Source organism: Paenibacillus sp. FSL R7-0026 (genome assembly GCF_038004485.1).
In the GTDB taxonomy this organism is placed as follows: Bacteria; Bacillota; Bacilli; order Paenibacillales; family Paenibacillaceae; genus Paenibacillus; species Paenibacillus xylanexedens_A.
Map to the genome: position 1 here is coordinate 420,284 of NZ_JBBORG010000001.1, position 24,334 is coordinate 444,617.

Here is a 24,334-nt window from a genome sequence, read left to right on the forward strand (position 1 = left end):
ATTGGATCGCAAAAATGGTTGGAGGAGACGGTTAGCACATGAGTTGGTTTGAAGCAATGGAGCATCACGATTATGAGGAACTGGTTCTGTGCCAGGATCGAAATTCAGGGTTAAAAGCAATTATCGCCATACACGACACAACACTCGGCCCTGCGCTGGGAGGCACGCGGATGTGGACTTACGCTTCAGAAGAAGCAGCCATTGAAGATGCCCTGCGCCTTGCCCGTGGTATGACATATAAGAATGCGGTATCTGGCCTGAATCTCGGCGGTGGCAAAACCGTTATCATCGGAGATCCGCGGCGCGACAAAAACGAAGCGATGTTTCGGGCGTTTGGACGATATATTCAAGGGTTGAACGGACGTTATATCACGGCCGAAGATGTGGGAACAACGGAAGAGGACATGAACCTGATTTATCAGGAAACCGATTATGTGACAGGCATCTCGGCTAGTTATGGTTCATCCGGTAACCCATCGCCTGCAACGGCTTGGGGTGTATATCGTGGGATTAAGGCAGCAGCCAAAGAAGCATTTGGTACAGATCTGCTGGAAGGTAAAACGATAGCGGTCCAAGGTGTTGGCAATGTAGCGATGCATCTGTGCAAATATCTGTATGAGGAAGGTGCACATCTGATCGTTACGGATATCCATAAGGACTCGGTGAAACAGGCTGTGGACCGCTTCGGCGCGACAGCAGTTGATCCCGCAGACATCACTAGTGTGGAGTGTGATATCTATGCACCATGTGCACTGGGCGGCACGATTAATGACGATACGCTCAGAACGCTCAAGGCAAAGGTTGTAGCGGGCTGTGCCAATAATCAGTTGCTGGAGACCCGTCATGGGGATCAGTTGTATGATATGGGCATCGTTTACGCGCCTGACTATGTTATCAATGCAGGTGGTGTAATTAACATTGCGGATGAGTTGAACGGTTACAACGCGGATCGGGCGTGGAGCAAGATCGGAGAGATCTATTCCAATCTGGAGAAAATATTCGAAAGCTCACGTACCGAGGGCATCGCTACCTATGTTGCCGCAGATCGTCTGGCTGAGCGACGGATTGAACAGATGAAGAATACACGCAGTAAATTCCTGCAGAATGGTCATCACGCATTGAGTTCCCGGAGATTGCGCAAGTAATCTTAATAGAATCATAAAAAAACTTTAAACGGTCTGTTAGATAACGGCAACATCCATTCCCAAGATGGATAGTCGATCTGACAGGCCATTTTTTATGTTGCTATTAGAATTAAAAAAAGAAAAACAGTGGCAATATCTCCCTAAATGATCAATTTAACTATGGATTTTTCCGATAATGTATGTACATCGTTCAGATGCATATGGTTCAGGGAAGTGGGGAGAAGTGGGAAATGGGGAAGAGAAAAGGGTTAGGGCATAGGATCAAAAATATGTCGCTTAAAATCAAATTGCCTTTCATGATCAGTGTATTGGTTGTTTTGGTTCTGCTTGGTGCAACGACCACAAGTTATATGATCTCATCTGATGTTGTGGTCAAGAAAAGCAAGGATGAAATGAATGTGATGGCTGACCGCCTTGGGGAAGGGCTTTGGACAGCTATGCAGCTTCAACAACAATTGAGTCATGCCATATCGGTGCATAATACCTTCAAGGAACTCTTGGAGTTGCGTGATACCAATGAAATGCCAGATGATACCTTTTTCACAGATGAGAATCCATATTTCAACAGAGCAAATACGATTCTCACTGACAGTATATCCGATACGGAAGGCTCCAAGCCGGACCTGTTCGTATTTGACAAGGAAGGAACCATGGTGGCGGGTACCATGCCAGAAGTCATTGGTCAGTCACGGGGAGATCGGGAATATTTTAAGGAATCCATACTGGGGAAATCCTTCATCAGTGACGCGGTCGTCTCTAAGACTAGCAAGAAGCTCATTATTGTATTCTCGGAGCCTATCACCGATGATCAGGGGAATATACTAGGTGTGTTCGCCATGTCGGTGGACAGCAGCTTTTTCCTGGGGCAACTGGGAGACATTAAAATCAATGCCGAAGGCAGAGTTGAAGTGCTGAGCCGGAGCGGCATCATCATGTATGATTCACTGGACCCTTCCATTGTGGGACAAACGCTGGAAGCGGACAAGGAAGCGATGGGAATCATCGAGGCCAGAGCCACTGACAAAGTAAAAATCACTTCGATGGATCGAGATAACATCTATTATCGCGTTAATCAGATTCCCGGTGCAGATCTATCTGTGGTCATCATTGACGACTATGACGATATCAAGCGCCCAATAGAGGATATCCAACGTCAGATGGTTATCGTGACCTTGATCGGAGTTGCTCTGGCTATTGGTGTGGGGTTGCTGATTTCTCGTAGTATTACAAGACCTATCATTCGTCTGATCGGACTGTTTCAACAGCTTGCTCAAGGCAATCTGACCGTTAAGGCCAATGGCAGATATAACAGTGAATTCAAAGATCTGGCGGAGAGCTTTAATGGTATGGTGGAGCAGAACAGGAATCTCATTACCGATATGAATAATTCAATCCATGTCCTTCAAGCCAGCACTCAGGAATTGGAGGAGACATCCAGACAGACGGCAAGATCCATTGATGAGACATCGGCGACGTCCATGGGAATTGCAAAAGCCATGGAGGCCCAATCGGAAGATACCGAGCAGATTGCAGGCAAATTCAACAGCTTTGGCGATAAAGTGGCTGCCATGAACAGCAGTGCACAGGATGTGAAGGCAAGAGCGGATGAGATCGAAACGGTATTCCACAACGGGAATGAAGTCGTGAATGAACTGATGCGTATCAACGAGGTGAACGAACGGGAAGTGGAGAAAATCTCGGAGATTACCGTCAAACTTCAAACGAGTTCGGGCAGTATTAGTCAGATCACGGAAGCCATCAGCCAGATTGCGAAGCAGACCAATCTGCTTGCATTGAATGCTTCAATTGAAGCATCACGGGCTGGAGAGCATGGCAGAGGATTTGCAGTTGTAGCCGAGGAGATCCGCAATCTGGCAGAGCAGAGTTCCCGCCAATCCAAGGAAATCTCCAGCATTATCGAGCAGAATCTGGCCGATGTTGCCGAGAACAACCAAAGTGTTGCCGAAATTCACACCATTTCGTCCAGACAGGATGAGCTTGTCTTGCAGACTCGTCAGGCATTTGATGTGATTCTGGAGAAGGTAACGGTCATTAATCAACAGATCGCTACGATGGCAGGACAGATGCAGGAGATGTTACAGAACAAGGATGATGTACTGGAGTCAGCCCATAGTTTGTCAGCTTCAGGAGAGCAGGTATCCGCTTCGGTTGAAGAGGTAACAGCAACCATGATGGAGCAATCTTCAACAGTACAGCAGTTGGCCAACATGGTGGATACGATCGATCAATTGACGCAAAAGCTGGCCGAATCGGCTGCGCGATTCAAGGTGGAGTAAGGGGCTGTCTCAAAAGGAATTCCGCCTCGCTCCAAGTGCTAACGAACCTACCACACCCTAAAAGGCGGATCATCAACGCTTGCAAGATTTAAAGAATCTCAGTAACGCTATTTCGTCAAAAACGTTGTCAAAACCTAAAAAATCGAGCGAATCGACGAAATAACGTCTCTGTGATTCGTTAGATCTCAGATCGGGGCAACTGGGAGCGAATAGCGTGTCTCAGGTTCATTAAAACAAAATAACACGAACAAGGGATGTCCCCTGTCATATTCATGACTTATGGGACATCCCTTTCTTTTTTATGGTCTCGATCAATGTGCTCTAGTCCATTTAGTGATCAATGAGATGCAACAGTTGAGGGAGAGGTGTGCGAGGCTTGGGCATAGGCTGATCTTCAGCGTTAAAATACCCCATGTGAAGTGTACCTACTATTTTTTCCTCTGATATCACACCAATGGCTTCACAGAATAGTGGACTTTCATTGAAAGGGCTTGTCTTCCATACGACGCCGATGTGTTGTTCCCAGGCGAGCAACTGTATGTTCTGGATCAGTGCCGAGGTTGCAGCAAAAGCCTCTTCCCATGCTTTGGAGGGCAGGTTGGCTGTCATAACCACAACCAGATGTACAGGTGTCTGTGCACAATAGGCAGCTCTGATTTGTTGTCCGTACTTTGCTACAAATTCAGGATTGCGTGTACTCAATACAGCACTCGCGAATGTTTCTCTGCCCTCATTCATAAACAGAATGAAGCGCCAAGGTTCCTTTTTGGAGTGAAAAGGTGCCCATATCGCGTCCTCCAGAATCTCATGAATCGTTTCCAAGGGAATGGGTAGGCCATTAAATTCCTGAATCGTACGTCGTTCGATCACGGTCTGCCTAAGGCTTGTTTTGGGTTTCATCATGTCCCTCTATAACTCGAAGGAAGCAGCGATCTCATCAATGATTTTACTCAGACCGATGGGACCGTATCCTGCAAACCACAGGTTGGCATCACCGATATATACATGATCGTTCTGGACTGCATTCAGATTGGACCAGATGGATGTATCCATGATGTTATTAAGCACAACCTTGTTTTCTTCCCCTGGACGAAGAATGATAAACAGTCGATCCGGGTTCAACTCAGGCAGAATTTCCTCGGAAATTGCCACATTCCATGATCCCTGGAAATCTACACTGTCTACTGAAGCAGGGGTTAATCCCAGAGCACCAAACAGAGTGAAGTTATCATCAGGTTTAATCAACTGAAGCTGTTTATCCTGTACACGCATGTAGGCCACCGTTTCATCTTTGGCTTTTACGGCAAGCTCATCATGGGTTTGGGTCACTTTGGCATCATAGGCATCTTTGACCGCTTGGGCTTCTTTTTCTTTGCCAAGAACGGCTGCTGTTTCCATGAATCGCTCCCAGTCTCCTTTTTCTTCATTATCAAAAAGGATCGTTGGAGCAATCTTGGAGAGTTGCTCATAGTTTGCTTCATTTAACGTTTTGGAGGCCAGAATGAGATCCGGCTCAGCCTGAAGCAATGCTTCGAAATTGGGAGACTCGCCGGAACCTACGGCAGTGGTATCTTTCATCTGATCTGCCAGATATTCAGGGAATCCGAGATCGTTATACGTTACCATGGCTGTTGGTTCAATGCCGAGAGCGAGTAATTGGTCAGCAAAGACGTAGAGCATACCCGCAATTTTCTTGGGTTCAGCAGGAATTTCGATATCCCCTTTGATCGTAGAAATGGTGCGTGTATTCTCACTTCCCTGTTCAGCGGTTGAGGGCTCAGCCCCATTGGACTCGGGTGAAGCGGAGTTCCCGCTGTTCTGGGAAGTCCCACAGCCTGCAAGCATGCTGCATAGAAGAAGAACGGTTATAAGGAATCGTCCTGATTTGAAAAAGGTAGAGAAGCGTTGGTTGTTAGGTAAAGACACGTTGTACACACCCTTTGACTGATTTTGATTATCATTATCAAAATAATTATAGGTGCATTCCAAATCGTAATCCATGGATATTCCTGTTTAATGCATGGACGTTTGGCTCAGGAACAATTGACTAACCCGATTCAGAAACAGATTATGAGCCAAGGAAGTATAACAGGAGTAGGGGGAGGAATCGCCCAATTCATAGACTTGATTCATACGAACCGCCTCCCATTGCTGCCAAATTGAATTTTGCATAAGCGACGCCACAGTGTGCGCACGCTCGTCTGCTTGGCCACTTGTAAACAGAATGAAGTGTTCAATATCCGACTGAACCAGCTGTTCCAGTGACATTATACGGGAATGGGATACGTGATGTAGAGCTTGGGGTACGGATAACTGCAAATCATCATAGAGTACCGTCCCCAGATTACGGTTGCCGTAGACCCGGAACTGTCCATCTTCGTATTGCGCCACAGCCACAGGGCGGTCATCGATGGCATGCTGTATACTGGAGATTTTTTGTTTGACCGATAGATCATAACGTTCCAGCCATTCTTCACCAGCTGTTATTTTGCCCACGGATTGTGCAATGGAGTACATCTGTTTACGCCAATCTCCTGCAAAAGATACGGTGCAAGTGGAGGCAATATGCCGAAATAATTCGGCTTTTTTGGGCTCTTCATAATCGGTTCCTTCATACCCAATGATCAGTTCCGGGTGTGCATTCATTAATAGTTCCAGATCAGGCTGATCTCTGCCCACTTGAATCACATTTTTGAATTCATATGATGTCCTATGGACCGGATTAATCAGTGCCGCATAAGGCTCAATACCAAGGGCAAGCAGATGCCCCGTATAGGGATGGGCAAGTGAAGCGATACGTGTTACGGAGCGATGCTTTTTAATATAAACCATGGGAGACAATCCGGTGGTTGCTTTGAATTTTCGGCTGAAATAGAATTCATCTTCATACCCGACCTGGCGGGCTGTTTGTTTGATCGTGTTGTCCGAGGCCAGTAGCAGATCACCGGCTTCCCGGATGCGTACAGCGTTCAAATATTCGATAGGGCCTTGTCCAATCATTTTTTTAAACAATCTGGAATAACGGTTGACACTCAGTCCAGCCATTTCAGCCAGTTTTTCGCGTGAGAAGTTATCCTGATAATGTGTATTGATATATTTTTGGCTCTGCTTTACCGCTTCAACTGCTGTATCTTCCTGGAATTTCTGCTTTTTCTGCTTCAATAGGACAAGACACAGTTCCTGAAAGAGGATCTGACGTGCCATTCCAGCCCATGGATCTTCCTTTTGCCCACCTTCATGGATTTGAATGGCGAGAACGGGAGCTGAGGGAACAACAGCGGCAATGAATTCAAGATGTGGATCAATAACTGGCTGCATGTTGCCATTCAATTCTTCGTTGTAGACATTGTAGGTTAAGATGACACATTCAAAATCATGCTGTACCTCGGTTGTTGCGATACAGGTGTGAAAAGGCGGGACGGGAAGGACTTGAGGGGCGCATAGGGAGATGATTTTGTCTTCGACTTTGACGGTTAAGCTCCCTTTGATCACAACAAGCAGCGTATGATGTGGACAGGATGGAAAGGACACTTGTTCAGCATTGTTGTCGACACGCCGGGCATCAATGAGCCTATATAAAAGATTCGTGAGTTTCATCTGATCTTCTCCTGACTGCTATGAATGTACATACTATACTGCTGCTTATAAAAGTTATCTATATCAAAACGTGATGCACTTCTGATTCAGCAGCTTCATGAATTGATCCAGCGCACTGCTGACGTACCGATCCTCACCGCGGACAAAGGTTGTCGTGGTATGGGTAAAACGATCTGCCAGATCAAATACGGAGAATTCATCCGGTTTCTTGTGAATAACGTTGCACGGCATAATGGTAAAAGCAATTCCAGACTCCACACAGCTAAGCAGGTTTTCCATCGTACTCACTTCGATGATATTACGTGCGGACAACCCTTCTTCCTGCAAAAATTCTTCGGTCATTTCACGATACGGACAGCCCACGGGGAAAACAACCCACGATACTTGGCACAGGCTTTCGGGTGGTACGTCTGTCTTCTTGGAGATGATATGAACAGTGTCCTGCATCTCGTATTCCACCTTCAAACCCTCTTTCACACAAGCCCCGCTGATAAAAGCACCATCAATCTCATCGTCCTGTATTTTCTTGCGCAGTACTTTGGGTGAAGTGGCGTTAACGAGTGAGATGGACACCTTCGGGTAGGTTATCTGATATTCATTCAGAATCTCCATAAAGCGGCTGGATGCCGCCGTTTCCACAATGCCGATTTTCAGCGTGCCGGAAGGCTCACCGGGATCGGTCATATCCTGCTTCAGATCATGTAAAAGGTTGTGAATCTGTGTGGCGTACTGGACAAACTGTTCTCCTTTGGAGGTCAGTACAACACCTTTGGGAAATCGGTTGAACAACTGGATTTGATATTCCTGCTCCAGTTTTTTGATGCGCGTAGTGACATTGGATTGTGCGTAATTCAGTTCTTTGGCGGCCTGTGAGATTTTGCCTGAACGTGCCACCGCGAGAACAATATCGATATCGGAAAGTTCCATGCTGTAGCCCCCTGAACGTGGATTAACTTCAATTGCTTCCGCAGATGCTAATGTTAGGTATCTCTCTGAGAGATAGAACTATATATTTCAATCATTTTACGATATATCGGAGCCGCCGTACAATATCCTTAATGACAAAGAGAGTAGGGATATGACATGGATAAAATGAATACAGGTTCAACACTATTAAGCCCGGTAACGATTCATCAGTGGCAATTAAGGAACCGAATTGTGATGGCGCCGTTGACCCGGGGATTTGCTGATGATCGGGAGGGGACCGTGACGGATGAGATGGTGGCGTATTATGAGCAGCGTGCGCGGGATGGCGTGGGACTGATCATTACCGAGGGCATTAAACCGAATCTGGCAGGCAAAGGCACTTACGGCATCCCCGGTTTATATACAGATGAACAGACGACTTCTTGGAAAAGGGTAACGGATACTGTTCACAGACATGGCGGCACCATTATTGCTCAACTGTGGCATGTAGGCAGGTTGTCCCACTCCGATCTGATCGGAACCACTCCAGTGGCACCTTCCAGCCTTGCGGCAGAGGGAAGAGTGCATAAGCTGCATAAGCCGTATCAGGTTCCTCAAGCGATGAGTACACAGGATATAGCGGATACAATTCAGCATTTTCAGACGGCCGCCCGCAATGCGGTTCTGGCAGGGTTCGACGGGATCGAGCTGCATGCTGCGCATGGGTATCTGATCGACCAGTTTATCAATGAGAAGACCAACCACAGAACAGATGAATATGGAGGAGACACTGCGGGCAGATTGCGGTTCTTGCGAGATATTATTGTGGCTGTGAAAAAAGAGATCCCTGTGGATCGTATATCGGTACGATTTTCCGAGAAAAAGGATGATGATGCATCCTATGCATGGGCAGACAAAGCTGGAATGATCGATGCATATCTGAACTTGTTCCGCGAGACGGGAATTACGATCTTGCATCCCTCAACAGACCATTATGCGAAAGCATGGGAAGGGGAGCAGTCTTTTCACGAGCGGATTCGTAGTCGGTGGGATGGAATCATCATTGGTGTGGGGGATTTGGATGTTCAGACCGCAGAGCACGCGATTGGTAAGGGAAGCATAGATTTGGCTGCGTTCGGCAGACCGTTTATCGCCAATCCAGATCTGGTACAGAGACTGCATGCGGGTCAGCAATTGATTGAGTATGATGCGAATGCACATTTGCCTGTTTTGGTGTGAAAATAAAGTGAAAAAAAGGGCAGAATAGGCTGCCCTGAGGTTCAGATACTTTTTGAGTGATCCAGAGGTTTCATTTCGTTTCTTCTTGTTGAGCTTTTTTCGATATACCAGAGTATGATCATAGACAACGCATAGAACAGACTGACAGCCAGAATAATGATCCATACACTTTCCATGTCCATGCTTTTGATGAAAATGCCTGTCAAATATGGACTAAGTGTATAGCCCAGGCAACCTACGAATAACAGCAAGCCATTAAACCGCCCCTGATGTGTATCGGGTACACGCGAAGCAATATACAGATTGATATTGGTCTGCACAAGAATCTCTCCAATGGTCCACAGCACCGTGGATAAGGCGACGATGGAAAAATGGGGGAAGTAACCGAGCAGGTTCAAGGCTCCAAATCCGATTCCATAGAAGAGTGCGCCTGTGGCTATGGAGTTTAGGGCAGTTAATTTGCGTGTAGCGGACAGGATCACGGTGGTAAGAATAATGACGCTAATGGCATTGATGGTCATGACCGAGCCGTAATAGGCTGCCCCGTTCTCGCCAAATGAATGATTCATCTGGAGTGGGAGGCTAAATGAGTATTGCATATAGATAAAATAGTTAAGAAATGACACAACGATGAAGAAGGCAACGAGTGGGTTTTTCAGTAGTAGTCTGAATAACGGTGAAGGCGGTTGGCTCAATCGTTGTTGTTCTTGTTGTTGTCCAGCATGTTCGCTGCTTGTTGATGCCAATTCCTTGCGTGTGCCGATCTTAACCTGGTTGATGATGATAAAGGTAGATATCAGAAACACGGTACCGATACTAATAAAGACAATGTTGACGTGATCCTTGATAAAAAAACCGGCGACCAGTGGTCCGATGGCTATACCCAGATTGGCCCCCAGATACATGAGGGAAAAGGCGGACTTTCGCTCTTTCTCCTCCGTACACAGTTGAATAATCAGTGCATTATAAGCAGGCCGGGTAATACTGATGAAGAACATGACTGCAATCAGAAGATAACCAACGGTAATGGTGCCTGACCAAAAAGAGCAGCTTATAATCATGATGGCAGACAACACTTGCCCGATGACAATAATTGTTTTCTTGCCCATAACATCGCTTAAATAGCCGCCGAGAAGTACACCGGGTCCGCTAATCAGGGCTGCCATGGACACAAAGATCCCTGCACTGACCACATTCATGCCCATCTGTAACGTAAGCACCAAGGTAATCAGGGAGAATACAAAATCTCCCGTGCTGTTAATCGTTCTGGCTAAACAGAGATAATAGATATCGCGGCTCAGACCCGCGTAGGTTTTGAATAACGACAATAATTCCAGCCCTCCCCAAGATAACCGTCACTCCAGACCAAAAACGGTGAGGATCATCCGTACATCTTATACAGTTTCAGTTTCAGCAACCGTCACTTCAATCTTGAAGCGATCATACATATCCAGCAGGGTTTGGCGCAATTCTTCAAACGAATCACCCTCCACGATGGCAAATCCTGATCGGGTCATGGTATCGTTTACGTCCCCGGCGCGCTGTCCCACTTGATAGGATACATTGAACTCAACGATGCCAGGGATATCCGCATAATCCTCTATCCCGGATATGTGTTGAATTACCCCTGCGCGTGAAGGGAAGCAGATCATGCCTGTGAATTTATGGCGCGTCTCCTGTTGCTTAAATTCATATATTCCAACTTCCAGATCAGTGACGGCTTCGAAGAAATCAACGCCATGGGTGTTCTTGATACAAGGAGGCATAACATGTGATCCCCCGATTCTTGCACCAATTTCTCCAAACACCACTTCTCCTTCCGGAGTCAGAAAAAGTTCGGCATGTGTTACGGATTGATTGATACCCAAGGCAGCAATGACCTGTTCATTGATTTCTTTGATGTGATGGATAAAATCAGCTTCTGTGCCTTCAGGGAACGTAATACTGGCCGGAGGTTTCTGCTTCGTCGCAATATCCAGGCAGTTATACAGGTATTGGGACACGGATGCAAATACAACCTTGCCCTTGGACACAATGGAATCACAATGAAACTCCGTACCGTGGATGAATTCCTCCAGCAAATCCTTTTGCTGTGCTTGTCTTGTATGGTGTAGATAATGTACCAGTTCATCCATGCAGGACAATTTGAACGTATTGATACTTCCATATCCGCTAAGTGGCTTCACAATAATCGGAAACCCGTGTACAGCAGTGAAACGAATATAGTCCTGTTCATGTAGAGCAATGGCAATTTCGGATGTCCGAATTCCGCGTTGATGCAGCATTTGTTTCATGATCCATTTATTGCGAACAGCCTCAGCCTGATTGCGCTGCATACCGGGGATTCCGAACTCGGAACGGAGTTGACCACCGATCTCAATCGCATTCTCACCCGGCGTTAACAAAGCAGAGATGGAATGGGATTCTCGGATCTGCATCATATGCTCCCGGATGGCATCTTCGGACTCCAGATGATCGATATATCTAATTTCATCAAAGAAGTCCCTGAGGACCTCTTCATGATGCAAATTATGCCGTTCAATAATCAGAATTTTCTTGTGATCCGCCATTTTCTGCAAAGGTTTAACGAAGTTTAATCCAGTTGGAAGCCTGAAATCAGATATGTATACAATGGTTTTCATACGGTCTCGTATATCCCCTTTCAACAAAATACTAAAAATAGTAAAAATTCATTTCATAACATTATAGCTCAATATTTTCCATTTTGAATACACCTTTTGGTTAAAAATATGAACCCAAATACATATTTATGTTGCGTTAAAGTGTTAATTGACAATAGGAATTTTTTGGTATACGATCTTTAGCGGATTAGAAATAAAAAGGAGGAAATAGAAATAAATGGAGATCGTTAAAGAGAAATATGCCATACTGGGAACGCTGGGAGACGATGAAGGATTCCTGACTTGCAGCATGCATATCGCGAAGAAATTAGGCAACTCGGAACGTATCAAGCCATACCCTGAATTTGAAGCGGCTGCGGAAGACTTGAGATCAGGGATCATATCCTGCTTACTGGTCCCCGGGGCGTATCCCAAGCTCAACAGCTTCATCATGGATTCTGAACTAGCGGTGTCTGAGAGCTTTGTGGAGAAAATTCCTGCGCTGGTTCTATCCGGCTTCCATGCGGTATGTCCCGATCAGATCGATATTATCTATCATCATCCAGCAACCACATACTTGTTATCTGAACTTGATACAACCTATAGAGAGAACAGCACCGTATCGTCTAACCCTGAAGCTTGCAGGAAGGTCATGCACAACACGGAGAAGTCCATTGCGCTCACGAATCAGCTATGCGCTGATCATTACGGGCTTGTGACCTACAAAGTATTGCGTGAGGGAATCAATATGCCATGGGTATGTTTTACACAAAATACACAGAGGGTGAATACAGTCATATGAAAAGAATTGCTATTATACTGGATAAAAATCTGGAACCTGGCGCCGCCGCCAATGTGGCTGCCCTGTTAATGGGACAAGCAGCCCTGAATGAGCCGGGGTTATATTCTGATCAACCTGTGCTGGATCATAGCGGCGTTCAGCATGCGGGCATCCGATATAGCACTGTCATTCTGAAGGCCGGGGAGAATCAACTGATCAATCTGGCCAAACTCTGCTCAGATGACAGCGGGGGACTGAGCCATGTTGTTTTTTCACAGACAGGCCAATCGCTCAACAATGCCTTTGAACAATATGCAGTTGAGATTGCTTCGATGGAATTGGAAGCTACCAAAGTGGTAGGTGTCATTGTATGGGGCGAGGATGATCAAGTTAGGGCAGCGACCAAAAAATTCAGTGTCATGAAATAAGGGAAAAGGGCAGAAGCTGATCTTAGAGATCACTCTGCCCTTCTTTACATATGAAAGAATCGTTATAGAGGTTGTTCTCGGTACTGAAAACCGACCTTTTTGTACACGCACTTATAGATGATTGCTGGCGACGGCTGCTTTCTTTTCCGTAAAGTAATACACCAAAGCGAGCAGTGGCATGATCATGCCAATCAGCGTTGTGAGATTCCAGCCTCCGTTAGCATAAGACCAGCTTCCAAGGGATGAACCGATCGCACCGCCAACAAAAAAGATCGACATGAATATACCATTCACACGTCCTCTCGCTTCACTTCCTAACGAATAGATGATGCGTTGACCCAGCACCAGATTTCCCGAGACAGCCATATCCAGTGTGATCGCTACGATCACAAGCAGGATCAATGCAAACGTGGAGTGGCTCTGGAACACATAAGCAAGACCAAACGAAGCAGCAGCGATCACCATGGCAGACCCTGTCAGAATACGTGTTAGTCCGCGATCAGCCAGTCTCCCGGCAATGGGAGCGGCAATAGCACCTCCGACACCAGCCAGTGCGAACCAGGCAATTCCTTGCTGTGACATATCAAAATCGTTAGCGAGCCTGAGCGGAACCGTGGTCCAGAACAAGCTGAAGGCACCAAAGAGACTGGCCTGATAGAACGCCCGTCGGCGCAGTAGCGGCATCGTTCTGAACAGTGTGCCCAAGGACACGATTAATTGACCGTATTTCAAGGTGGGTTCAGGCTGGCGAGCAGGAAGAGCACGTGACAGGAGCAGCATGAGAAGTGTTATGACAATGGCGGAGAATACAAAGACCGTCTGCCATCCGAAGAGACTGGTGATGAAACTTGCGACAGGACGAGCGAGCATGATACCCAGCAGCAGACCACTCATTACATTGCCTACAACCCGACCGCGCTGCTCTTCGGAGGTAAGATACGTTGCATAGGGCACCAGAATCTGAGCGACAACAGAACCTATGCCAATGAACAGGGAGGCAGTCAGAAATACAACAGCAGTGGGCGAGAAAGCCGCAGCAATAAGAGCAACAACCAGTACGATAAGGAAAAGAACGACCAGACGCCGATTCTCGGTAATGTCACTGAGCGGCACGATGAATAACAAACCAATGACATAACCAATCTGAGTCAACGTTACGATCAATCCGGCAGCGGCAGAAGACAGCCCCGTTGTGATGCTGATCGGACCGATAACGGTCTGAGCATAATACAGGTTTGCCACAATCAGTCCACAAGCGGATGCCAGTAAAAAAATAATCCAGGTGGGCACAGGTGCCTTCTTCACTTGTTGTCTCATATCCATCATAATCATCCTCCATAGTTCTAAATTTGTATTCACAATAAACAGTTAATATTAAAAACGTTAATTACTAAACGTTGTGTTCACTAATTACAAACATATAATAAACTAAACGTATAGTATTGTAAATAGGCTCTACATATTTAATGAGAATTTAAATGAGGATAAAAAGGTGCGTGGAGGATGGAATTGTGTGTACTCATGGCAGTTTAGTATAATGAACGTATCGTTTTTATGAATATTACTGATGATTACATATATTTTTTACATCCAGGAGGGCTCAAGATGACTGCCAAAAGAGGACGTCCACGTAACATGGAAACCCAGAATGCCATTCTTACAGCATCGTATGAGTTGTTGTTGGAACACGGATTCGGGGCGGTTACAATCGAGAAGATTGCTGAACGTGCACAGGTGAGCAAAGCCACCATCTACAAATGGTGGCCGAACAAAGGCGCTGTCATCATGGACGGATATATGTCTGCGGCAACGGCAAGATTGCCAGTGCCGGATACAGGCTCGGTATTGGAGGATATACGCATACATGCGAGTAATCTGGTTCGTTTTTTGACCAGTCGGGAAGGAAAAATGATTACACAGATCATCGGAGAAGGGCAGTCGGATGCAGGGCTTGCCGAAGAATACCGTACAAGATACATCCAGCCACGTCGGCGTGAAGCTCGGGGAATTCTGGAGAAGGGTGTGGAGCGCGGTGAATTGAAGAGTGGGATAGACATTGGACTGTACATTGATCTGATCTATGGGCCTGTGTTCTATCGTATGTTAGTAACGGGGGAAGCGATGGATGATGCGTTTGTGGATGTGATGCTTCGTTCATTGTTGGAAGGCATTCAGTCCAAGTAGATATAGGGATAGTCGCGATACAAGTGAGAGGAAGAGGGAAGAGGGCGATTCGTAGGAATCACCCTGGAAGGAGCACATGTATATTATTGTACGTGGGAGATTGTTAGACCTGGAATATAGGTGAGATGGCTGAGGGCCATGAGTCTTTAGCGTTGGAGGAAAGGGAGGATGAGTGCTGGGTTAACACCGAGGGTTCATTCCATACCGAACTGGGCAGTTCGCGGCGTAATACAGGGGCAACTTCCTTGGCAAAACGCTCCACTTGCTCCAGCTGCTCGCTATGCGTCAGTCCATCTACGCTAATACTCAGCACCTGATGTCCGTAAGCGGCATGATAGTCCAGAATTTTCTCAATGACCTGCTCCGAACTGCCGATTAACGCAGGGCCTCGTGCAATGTTATCCTCCAGATCGGTGAAGGGCGATTGGTTATGCTGTGCGGCGGCAGTGGCATGGAACGCTTCATAATATGGCTTATAGCGGCGGATTGCTTCTTCACCCGTATCCGCAAGATAGAGACTCCCGGCACCAGAGCCAATCACTGCTTGCTGCGGATCATGACCATAATAATCGAGGCGCTCCCGATAATGATCAATTAACGCTTTGTATTTGGCTTGCGGATGGAAAGAGTTCGACGTAAAGAGAGGCTCGCCATATTTGGCAGCGAGTTCGGTCGAGACCGTGCTGGACGCGCTACCATGCCAGATCGGGATGGATTGCTGAAGCGGCCTGGGCCACGTGGTCACTCCCTCAAGAGGAGGGCGATACGTTCCCTGCCAGGTTACATTCTCTTCAGACCAAAGCCGTTTTAGCAGATGGTAGCGTTCATCGAGTGAATCCCACTGTTCCTCTTCGCGGATGCCAAACAGCGGATAGTGCCGAGGGTCATTGCCTTTCCCGATGATCATCTCCAGCCGTCCGCCCGATAATTGATCCAGCGTGGCATAATCCTCGGCAACCCGGACTGGATCAAGTATACTAAGAACAGTGACGGTGGTTAGTAACCGAATGCGTGTGGTTGCTGCGGCTATTGCGGTTAATACGACAGGTGGCGAGGAAGATAAAAAAGGCGCACCGTGTCGTTCACCGATTCCATAAGCATCGAAACCCAGTCGTTCAGCCAGCTTTGCTTGCTCTAATATATTGTGGAATTTCTGCTGAGTCGTCAGAGCTTCCCCGGTTACGGCATTAGGCAGATTCATCATGAGACTAAACAAGGCAAATTTCATCTGACCTTCTCCTTGAACTGAATTGATAATATCTGTGTCGTATAACCCTATTGAAATACTAGGATATGTAAGTTGGATTAAATGTATCACGTTCTCACGGATTCTTCTAATGGATTTTTTCTATAAGCAGGAACAATCAGGCTTCATTGCATAAATGTGAAGGGAATTGCCACGATTTTTATTGACCGCTGTAAAATTTAGGATTAAAATTGTGCTTATCATATAAATTCAAAATTATGGATTTTCATTGTGGAGGTGGGATACATGGAACCTACAACTACGATACGCTCATATATTGAGGACTACATCAGGAAACAGGGGTACACCCTGCAGTATTTTGCCGATATATCGGGAGTTAACGCTGGAACGCTTAGCGCAATTATTAAGGGGACTCGGCCCATCGCTATGGCGCAACTGGATCTGATTACCCAAGGCATGAAGCTGGAAGAGGGGTATTTCTACGAGATTTATGGGGCTGAATGTTTCGTGGAATCGGCACCTCATTGGAGGAGACTGGAACCATTCCTGCAACGCTGTGCTGAATTGGACAAGCTCGAATGTATTCATAAGGTTATCCAGGAAGTGACGGATGATCGTTCGTATATCTCGGAGTTGTTTGAGATGGCGGAAGGCATGCTTGAACGTGGACAGACGAAGGCTGCACGGATGTTGTACGAATGTGTGGCGGAGTGTGAGAAATATCAACACTCGGAACGTCTGGCTCTGTGCCAGTATCGCATCTTCACCCTCTCGCTTGGTCAGAATCAACATGATAACCTGCGGGCGGCTGTGCACTTTGAGCCATATATTAATCGGCTGGATGAGGAACGGCAACTGGATGCGATTAAGGATTTGGCGAATACATACTTGGCTCTAAGATACTGGGACAAAGTATTCGAGCTGGCTGAAGATCTGGAGCAGAAAACTAACTTTCTTAACTCTTATAAAAAAAGAAAATCGGAAACTCAAAGGATTAGCACTTATCCTACCTTCGTATACTCCGCGTATTCCAATTTGCTGAGGGCAGCAGCATGTGATGGACGTGAAGAATATCCTGAAGCTCTTCACTATACAGAAGCATATTCAAAATTAACTCGAATTGATAATCCAAGTGACGAGGATCTTAAGTTTATTGATAAATTTAATGGATGGGCACAGGTCAACAATTATCTATATCGCCTTATGATGGGGGATAAAGATGTAATCTATCCGTATGTTCAGTACATTGAGAAAGACGAAGCTGAAATTTTGCCTGCGTTGGTCAAAATAATGGAAGCAGCTAATAATCACGATATGGATGTTGATTTTGTTCTTGATAAATTTGATCCATATATAATGATGTATTCTAATACTTATGGTTATGTTGGTAGTTATAATGAACTTATAACCAACGGCAGATACATTCAATTTCTTAAAGAGTTAACTATCTATCAACTAGATAAAGGCAGATTTGAGCAAGGGTTTCAGCATTTGTTGCATTGTTTAGCTTCAGCTAAAAATATGAAAAGCGAATCTGTGGTTATACAATGTGTAGGCTTATTTGAGAGATTTAGAGATAGTGCTTCAACTGAAATGAAGAACAAGTATAGAAACTTAATTGAGGAGGTTTATAGTAATTATGAGAAAAAAAGCAGCTTTAATAGTAGTTTTGTTTAGCGCTGTTTTATTGTTTACACTGTATCCTCAGCCTAGTGCGAGCACTCCAGTGTTATATAGTACACAAACACATGGCGCTGGTGGAATGTAGTCGTTTCAGGATTAAGTTTTATTGAGCTTGAAATGGTTTATTTCCTAGTTGGAAGTAAGCCTTTTTGTATTGATAACGTAGTTGGAAATTCTATCATCCATAACGAAAAGAGGATTTATCATTGCAGATTGATATTCAGAAGCTTTACGACAAATATATAACGTTAAACATCCCTAATCCATTCACTTTAGAGCAAATTCATGATCGACTAACCAAGAAATACTTCGCTGAGAAGGTGGATTTAGAAGAGTTTTCCGACTTACGCAACGACCCATATGCCGGATTTGATCAGGCGGTTGCAGCTTATGTATTTAAGGACGAGAGGGGAACCAAGCAATTAATTAGCCTGAACAAGGATGAGGATATCCATGAACCATTGGAGTTTGCATGGATAATCAATTCCACTGTGCGAGGATTTTCTCTTCTATTAATTCTTGAAATCGAAGTATTCTATGGGATGGAAGAGAGTGAGATGACTCTTGGCAATCAATGTTTTGAGGAATATTTGATCCTACTCTATTTAACAGGTTACATTGAGTTTGAGAAGGACTCCTTCATTAATCCATTGCTTGCTCGTTATCGAGAGGGCTACAGACTTCGTTATTTTGGTATGCAGAACGGTGATGAAAATTACCTATACAAATAGATTACTTTTCGATAAATTTATTAACTTCTCGCGTGAGAAAGGTGCAAGAGATACTTAGGATAAAATGGATAATATGTCCATAACGCACTTTAACGGTAAAGGATTCGTGTATTCTCGAATACGATATGTAGACATGTTATAATATTCTTTGCCCACATCTTGTAGAAAAGAAGAGGCGTCAACTCTCTATGCAAATTGCTTGATGTTGAAAGTATCTCTATGTAAATAAACATTTTATTCTGCAAAGGAATATAATATGAATTTTTTGGCAATGTATCCTAAAATGTTATACAAAGAGGGGGTGCATGCTGTGAGTGAACCGGTACAGATCACAGATAAAATCGAACGGAACAGGCAAGAGTTGAGTCGTTTGGCGGAGAATCATGGCATGCAGGACAACCAAGTCCTCCGACAGTCCATGGTACTGGACGAGCTTATTAATGAATATAATCGATTCAAATATAAAAGCCATCTTAGGAACAGACAACCGATTGCATAATGCAGTCGGTTTTTTTGTCTAATTAGTGTTCTATAAAAATAGCGTAGTCGACTGTAGCGATACAGTCGGCTTTTTGGCGTTCATCCTGAAACCTATGCGGATAACTTGAAATTCCGTACCAATTCCAGGATTGGCAGGATAGCGAATGATCCTTAAAACTGGATATGATGACCCCAGTTATATCCAGATTGATCTGTGAAGGGGGCTCATACAATGATCGGGAGAGGGAGGGATGAACGGAAATGATGGACAAGGTACGCATTTTTTTCGGAAAAAACGTAAACCTGCGCACCAAGTTGCTCCTGTTGTTCCTGGCGCTGACGTTGCTGCCGCTAAGTTTGCAGGGAATGATGAACTACAAGCATTTCTCGCAGACGATGGATCGCAAGACCGAGCAGTTCACCATTGAACTGGTTCGCCAGATTAACGCCAATCTGAATCGGCTGCTGAAGGACTTTGAGCGGTTGTCGCTCTTGCCGCTTTACGATCAGATGGTGCTTGGCATTCTAGGGAAATACAACGCTCCAATGGGGTCGGGTACATGGGCGAGGTCTGAGGATTATCTAAAAATGAAGCTCTACACATCTGGTCAAGCTTATGACCGGCCGGAGATCCGGGGAATTCATCTGATCAGCAACAGCGGTATTTTGTTCTCCAATCTCGATTCACTGGCGGTCAAGCCGGTATGGGACAGTAGGCAGGATGATTGGTTTGCAGAGCTTGAAGACTCGGAAGGGACATGGCGCCTGCTTCCTCCGCATCAACCCGGCTATTACACGGGCGGTCAGCAAGAATCGTATATATCGGTGGGCAGAGTGCTTCGAGATCCGGGTACGCTCCAGCGACTGGGTTACATTCTGATTGATATCCGTCTGGAGGCCTTCGGTCAACTGTTATCCAATCTGAATTATGAGCAAGATGCAAGCCTGATGATTGTAGACAGCAAACAGCGTCTTCTGTTCGAACGGACCTCAACTGGAGGAATGTCTGCGTACGACCAGTTGCTTATGCAGGGACAGCTTCAAAGCTATGCAGGAAACCAAAAAGTTGTTCTGGATGGGCAGCCCTATCTCTATGTACAACACCATTCCAGCTATTCCGGGCTTTCGGTGATCAGTCTTACACCTATTGCTGTGATTCAAAAGGAGTCGGGTGAGATGCTCACCTTTACAATATGGTTCGCAGTGTTATGTATGGCGGGTATAGCAATTCTGGCGGTTCTGTTATCCTATCGTATCACCCGGCCACTGATTCGACTGAAGCACCACATGATTCGGGTAGAGCAGGGAGATTTCAGCCAGCGTGTATCACACTTCAGCAGCGATGAATTCGGACAGATTAGCCGGGGCTTTAACCGAATGATGGAAGAGATTCATCGACTGTTCAATGAGGTGTTTCTGCTGGGCATTCAAGAGCGGGAGGCAGAGTTGTCAGCGTTACAAAGCCAGATGAATCCCCATTTTATATACAACACGCTGGAGTCCATTAACATGATGGCCATTCGCCAGAAGCATGCGGAGGTGTCGGACATGGTGACGGCGCTTGGCAAGCTGCTGCGTTATACGATTGATAAGGTGGACCGGATGGTTCCACTTGGAGAAGAACTTGCTTTTGTACAATCCTATGTACGCATTCAGCAGGTACGTTACGACGGCAAGTTAAAGATTATCTATGATATCGAAGAAGGGATAACCGAGTATTTGATTCCCAAGCTGGTACTGCAACCGCTGGTGGAGAATGCAGTCTACCACGGCATTGAAGGGCAGGAAAAAGGAGGAGTAATCTGGGTATCTGCCTTGAAATTCGACCACGAGCTGCTGATTAGTGTACGAGACAACGGTAAGGGTATGACTCAGGCAAAGATTGACGAGTTAAATGAGTCCATATCAAAACAGCCTTCCAATGAGGCATTACGTTGCCATGCCGGTGATAGTTTGGGGCTTAATAATATCGCTCAGAGGCTTCGCCTCATGTATGGAGAAGGCGGCAGCCTAAGCATTGATGGAAGTCCCGGGCAGGGCCTGGTGGTCACGATATCCATTCAACTTCTACCGAAAGGGGATTGAAGCGCATGTATAAAGTATTGCTTGTAGAGGATGAGACGGTCATCCGTCAGGGACTGAGGGAGCTGATCGTACAAGCGTCTTCTCAGTTTCAGGTAACGGGCGAAGCGTCGAGCGGTACCGAAGCGCTGGATTTTCTGAGATGTGAGGTGCCGGATGTGTTAATCACGGATATTCGTATGCGTGAAATGGACGGATTAACTTTGGTAAGCAAAGCAAGAGACATGTACCCTGAATTGCTAATGCTCATCATTAGCGGCTATGGCGAGTTTGAATATGCACGCAGAGCGATGGAGTTTGGGGTATTGAACTACCTGTTGAAGCCAATCGATCGTTATGAACTGGCATTATCCATACAAAAGATTCAATTGCTGCTGGATCGCAGATACGGTATAACAACCCTTTCTATCCCTGAGCCATCTGGGAAAACAGAACATGCTGGTGGAGATACTCGGAAGATTATCCGAGATGTGAAGGAGCACATCAAACAACATCCCGATGGAGATCTGCGACTTCAGACGATAGCAGATCTTGTTAACTTGAACCCTACTTATTTAAGCCAGTTGTTCAAGAACGAAATAGGCATCAATTATTCGGAATACATCACGGAGGCACGTATGGAGCGGGCCAAGTGGTTGCTGATTAACACGGGTCTCAAAATCTATGATGTGGCACGGTTATCCGGGCATCAGAGCCCGAAACACTTCATGCTGGTGTTCAAGCAGCAGGTGGGATGGACCGCAGGAGAATATCGAGACCGATTCAGTATCTCTTGAAAAACCATACCATTTCTGTAGTTGACGTGATTTAAGGGGGAACGATGCTTTCGTTATACTTTGGTTGCACATGTATACCACGACGTCCATAAGGGGGATTTCCATGAAAAAAGCAGGACTGATACTGGTGTTTATACTCATGATGATGGCTTCAATCGCGTGCACAAGCTCCAATTCCGGCAGTGAATCTGGGGGTGCAAGCGGAGAGAATGGAGAGGTCGAGCTGAAGTTCATGATGTGGGGCAATCAGGCGCATATGGATGTGTACAACAAGTTGATCGATGACTTCACAAAGGAAAATCCAGGCATCAAAGTAACGATGGAATCCGTACCTTTCGCAGAATACCAGCAAAAAATTTCGGTGCTTGCCGCCGGAGGCTCTCTTCCTGATCTTGCCTGGGTATCGGAGCGAATGGTGCCACAATTCAAGTCCAATCACATTCTGGCCGATGTATCCGAGTTCAAGGATGATGCACAGTTTAAGCTGGATGATTATATTCCAAGTACATTGGATTTGTTCCGTGATGGCGATGAACTGCTGGGACTACCTTTTTCTACACCGCCGGTGGTCATGTTTTACAATAAAATGCTATTCGACCAAGCTGGCCTGACTGATCCAAACACACTTGCCACCCAAGGACAATGGACATGGAAACAGTTCGAAGAGTCTGCCAAAGCCATTACCAGCAAGGATGCGACCAACCGAGTCTATGGTGCCAACTTTTTTCGCGATTGGAAGACCTGGGCGGTTCTCTCCTCCTACTCTTGGTCCAATGGAAGCGGTCCATTCGATGAAGGTATGACAAAGTTCACCTGGAACGATGACTATGGCGTAAAGACCTTTGAATTACTAGAGCGCATGATGTTCACCGATGAATCACACCCGAAGGCGGGCGAACAGGTCAGCTTTGATGCGGGTAATGTGGGCATGTTCTTTGATAATTACAGCTACGTCTCCAAAGCAAGGGAGATTACGGATTTTGAATGGAGCATCGCTCCTATGCCTTCCGGTTCACAAGGCAGTGTACCGATGCTGGGGCAGGCCGGATATGCCATGTTCAACGACAGCAAACATCCAGAGGAAACGAAGAAACTGTTGAAGTATTTTGCCAGTGAGCAGGGGATTCAGGCGACAGCCACCTACTTTGTGCCTCCGCGTACCTCTGTTCTGAACTCAGATGCATTCATTCTTCAGCCGAATAATCCAAGCAAAGAGCATATCGTGCAGGCCGTTATTGATGAAATGCCCAAAGCGCGCTTAATTCCCGGTCATATCCGTTGGCAGGATATCGACAATGCGGTATTGCAGGGATTTGACCGACTATTTGCAAAGACAGCGACAGCTGAGGATAACCTGAAACAAATGCAGGAAGAGATCCAAAGTGTGTTGCAACCCTAAATCATTCGATCGAAACCGGAGGTGAGAACGATGGGCAAATTCAAAGAGTTACTTGAACGGAAACCGCTGTCGCTGGTGGTCAGCCTGCCTGAGAATGATATTGCTTTGGCTCGGGCAGCCATGGAAGAGGGCGCTGATGCACTGAAGGTGCATTATAATGTCGGTCATCGCGCCAGCGGAAATCATTTTGGTCCATTAGACATGTACGCCGAGGTGTTTCGGGCGATCCGCAGTGAGTTTGGTGGTCCGTTTGGGGTCGTACCATCTGGCAGTATAGATGGATCAAGGCGAGAGGATGTGGAGGGGCTTTCTGGGCTGGGTTTTGATTTCTATTCCATCTATGCACATCACTTGCCATCCTTCATGTTGAATGACTTGGGGCTGGACCCAACGTTTGCGATCAATGAGGAATATGATGCTTCCCTCGTAACATCGGCAGCGCACTTCGGCTTCACCGCTCTGGAGGCATCCATTGTACCTGGAAAAGAATATGGTACACCGCTAAGCTTCGCGGATGTGCTTAAGTATCGCCGTCTGGTCTTGCAAGCCCAGGTGCCGGTATTGGTTCCTTCCCAGCGAAAGCTGGTACCAGAGGATGTTCGGGTGTTGCGCGATACCGGGGTAAAGGCGATTATGCTTGGAGCGGTCGTGACAGGCAACACGGAGGAGCAGTTGCGAAGGGCTGTGAACGGGTTCCGTAATGCGATCGACAGTCTGAACCGTCCGGATTAATCCGTTGAAAGTCACGTGAATCACGGGGGACACCCCATATTAGCAT

At 46.1% G+C, this 24,334-nt stretch carries 21 protein-coding genes; 13 read left to right on the top strand and 8 right to left on the bottom strand.

The window, feature by feature from the left end; all coding sequences use genetic code 11:
- Window positions 1-38 precede the first annotated feature (38 nt).
- The gene (locus MKY44_RS02045) at window positions 39-1,145 is read left to right on the top strand and encodes a Leu/Phe/Val dehydrogenase (RefSeq protein WP_341005856.1); all 1,107 of its coding nucleotides are present in this window, start codon (window positions 39-41) and stop codon (window positions 1,143-1,145) included.
- A 230-nt stretch (window positions 1,146-1,375) separates the two neighbouring features.
- Complete coding sequence (locus MKY44_RS02050; RefSeq protein ID WP_341005858.1) at window positions 1,376-3,442, top strand: methyl-accepting chemotaxis protein; 2,067 nt, start codon at window positions 1,376-1,378, stop codon at window positions 3,440-3,442.
- A 330-nt stretch (window positions 3,443-3,772) separates the two neighbouring features.
- Here the strand turns inward: MKY44_RS02050 and MKY44_RS02055 are convergent, their stop codons facing one another.
- The 4 genes from MKY44_RS02055 to MKY44_RS02070 all read right to left on the bottom strand — a co-directional run bounded on the left by MKY44_RS02055 (window position 3,773) and on the right by MKY44_RS02070 (window position 7,966).
- Complete coding sequence (locus MKY44_RS02055; RefSeq protein WP_341005859.1) at window positions 3,773-4,345, bottom strand: nitroreductase family protein; 573 nt, start codon at window positions 4,343-4,345, stop codon at window positions 3,773-3,775.
- 6 nt (window positions 4,346-4,351) lie between these two features.
- Window positions 4,352-5,368, bottom strand: a complete 1,017-nt coding sequence (locus MKY44_RS02060) for an ABC transporter substrate-binding protein (protein ID WP_341005860.1) — start codon at window positions 5,366-5,368, stop codon at window positions 4,352-4,354.
- 87 nt (window positions 5,369-5,455) lie between these two features.
- Window positions 5,456-7,039 carry an AraC family transcriptional regulator gene (locus MKY44_RS02065; RefSeq protein WP_341005861.1) on the bottom strand — a complete coding sequence of 528 codons (1,584 nt, stop codon included), beginning with the start codon at window positions 7,037-7,039 and terminating at the stop codon, window positions 5,456-5,458.
- A 63-nt stretch (window positions 7,040-7,102) separates the two neighbouring features.
- The gene (locus tag MKY44_RS02070) at window positions 7,103-7,966 is read right to left on the bottom strand and encodes a LysR family transcriptional regulator (RefSeq protein WP_341005862.1); all 864 of its coding nucleotides are present in this window, start codon (window positions 7,964-7,966) and stop codon (window positions 7,103-7,105) included.
- A 156-nt stretch (window positions 7,967-8,122) separates the two neighbouring features.
- Here MKY44_RS02070 and MKY44_RS02075 point away from each other — a divergent pair, with 156 nt between their 5' ends.
- Window positions 8,123-9,184, top strand: a complete 1,062-nt coding sequence (locus MKY44_RS02075; protein WP_341005863.1) for an oxidoreductase — start codon at window positions 8,123-8,125, stop codon at window positions 9,182-9,184.
- 41 nt (window positions 9,185-9,225) lie between these two features.
- Here the strand turns inward: MKY44_RS02075 and MKY44_RS02080 are convergent, their stop codons facing one another.
- Window positions 9,226-10,512: an MFS transporter gene (locus MKY44_RS02080; RefSeq protein ID WP_341005864.1), complete on the bottom strand. Its 1,287-nt coding sequence runs from the start codon at window positions 10,510-10,512 to the stop codon at window positions 9,226-9,228.
- A 66-nt stretch (window positions 10,513-10,578) separates the two neighbouring features.
- Window positions 10,579-11,826, bottom strand: coding sequence for an ATP-grasp domain-containing protein (locus MKY44_RS02085; RefSeq protein ID WP_341005865.1), 1,248 nt, complete (start codon window positions 11,824-11,826; stop codon window positions 10,579-10,581).
- 217 nt (window positions 11,827-12,043) lie between these two features.
- Between MKY44_RS02085 and MKY44_RS02090 the strand changes: the two genes are divergently transcribed.
- Together MKY44_RS02090 and MKY44_RS02095 are read left to right on the top strand one after the other, a co-directional pair.
- A complete protein-coding gene (locus MKY44_RS02090; protein ID WP_036673091.1) occupies window positions 12,044-12,607 on the top strand; it encodes a hypothetical protein in 564 nt (187 codons plus the stop codon).
- On the top strand, window positions 12,604-13,014 hold the full coding sequence (locus tag MKY44_RS02095) for a DUF2000 family protein (protein WP_047840412.1): 411 nt from the start codon (window positions 12,604-12,606) through the stop codon (window positions 13,012-13,014). Before MKY44_RS02090 ends, MKY44_RS02095 begins: the two co-directional genes overlap by 4 nt.
- 111 nt (window positions 13,015-13,125) lie before the next feature.
- On the opposite strand, the gene MKY44_RS02100 is transcribed toward MKY44_RS02095, so the two are convergent.
- Window positions 13,126-14,340 carry an MFS transporter gene (locus MKY44_RS02100; RefSeq protein ID WP_341005866.1) on the bottom strand — a complete coding sequence of 405 codons (1,215 nt, stop codon included), beginning with the start codon at window positions 14,338-14,340 and terminating at the stop codon, window positions 13,126-13,128.
- Window positions 14,341-14,619: 279 nt separating this feature from the next.
- Here MKY44_RS02100 and MKY44_RS02105 point away from each other — a divergent pair, with 279 nt between their 5' ends.
- Entirely contained in the window at window positions 14,620-15,198 is a 579-nt protein-coding gene (locus MKY44_RS02105; protein WP_341005867.1) for a TetR/AcrR family transcriptional regulator, read from the top strand.
- Window positions 15,199-15,301: 103 nt separating this feature from the next.
- On the opposite strand, the gene MKY44_RS02110 is transcribed toward MKY44_RS02105, so the two are convergent.
- Entirely contained in the window at window positions 15,302-16,426 is a 1,125-nt protein-coding gene (locus tag MKY44_RS02110) for an LLM class flavin-dependent oxidoreductase (RefSeq protein ID WP_341005868.1), read from the bottom strand.
- A gap of 405 nt (window positions 16,427-16,831) precedes the next feature.
- On the opposite strand from MKY44_RS02110, the gene MKY44_RS02115 reads away from it, so the two are divergent.
- The 7 genes from MKY44_RS02115 (at window position 16,832) to MKY44_RS02145 (ending at window position 24,288) form a co-directional block, all read left to right on the top strand.
- Window positions 16,832-18,082, top strand: coding sequence for a transcriptional regulator (locus tag MKY44_RS02115; RefSeq protein WP_341005869.1), 1,251 nt, complete (start codon window positions 16,832-16,834; stop codon window positions 18,080-18,082).
- Window positions 18,083-18,294: 212 nt separating this feature from the next.
- Entirely contained in the window at window positions 18,295-18,819 is a 525-nt protein-coding gene (locus tag MKY44_RS02120; protein WP_341005870.1) for a pyruvate kinase, read from the top strand.
- Between the two features lie 310 nt (window positions 18,820-19,129).
- Complete coding sequence (locus MKY44_RS02125) at window positions 19,130-19,318, top strand: aspartyl-phosphate phosphatase Spo0E family protein (protein ID WP_223868875.1); 189 nt, start codon at window positions 19,130-19,132, stop codon at window positions 19,316-19,318.
- Window positions 19,319-19,560: 242 nt separating this feature from the next.
- Entirely contained in the window at window positions 19,561-21,384 is a 1,824-nt protein-coding gene (locus tag MKY44_RS02130) for a sensor histidine kinase (protein WP_341005871.1), read from the top strand.
- A gap of 5 nt (window positions 21,385-21,389) precedes the next feature.
- The gene (locus MKY44_RS02135) at window positions 21,390-22,157 is read left to right on the top strand and encodes a response regulator transcription factor (protein ID WP_340965596.1); all 768 of its coding nucleotides are present in this window, start codon (window positions 21,390-21,392) and stop codon (window positions 22,155-22,157) included.
- Window positions 22,158-22,260: 103 nt separating this feature from the next.
- Window positions 22,261-23,556: an ABC transporter substrate-binding protein gene (locus MKY44_RS02140; protein WP_341005872.1), complete on the top strand. Its 1,296-nt coding sequence runs from the start codon at window positions 22,261-22,263 to the stop codon at window positions 23,554-23,556.
- 30 nt (window positions 23,557-23,586) lie between these two features.
- Window positions 23,587-24,288 (top strand): hypothetical protein, encoded by a 702-nt coding sequence (locus tag MKY44_RS02145; protein ID WP_341005873.1) that lies wholly within the window; start codon window positions 23,587-23,589, stop codon window positions 24,286-24,288.
- Window positions 24,289-24,334 lie beyond the last annotated feature (46 nt).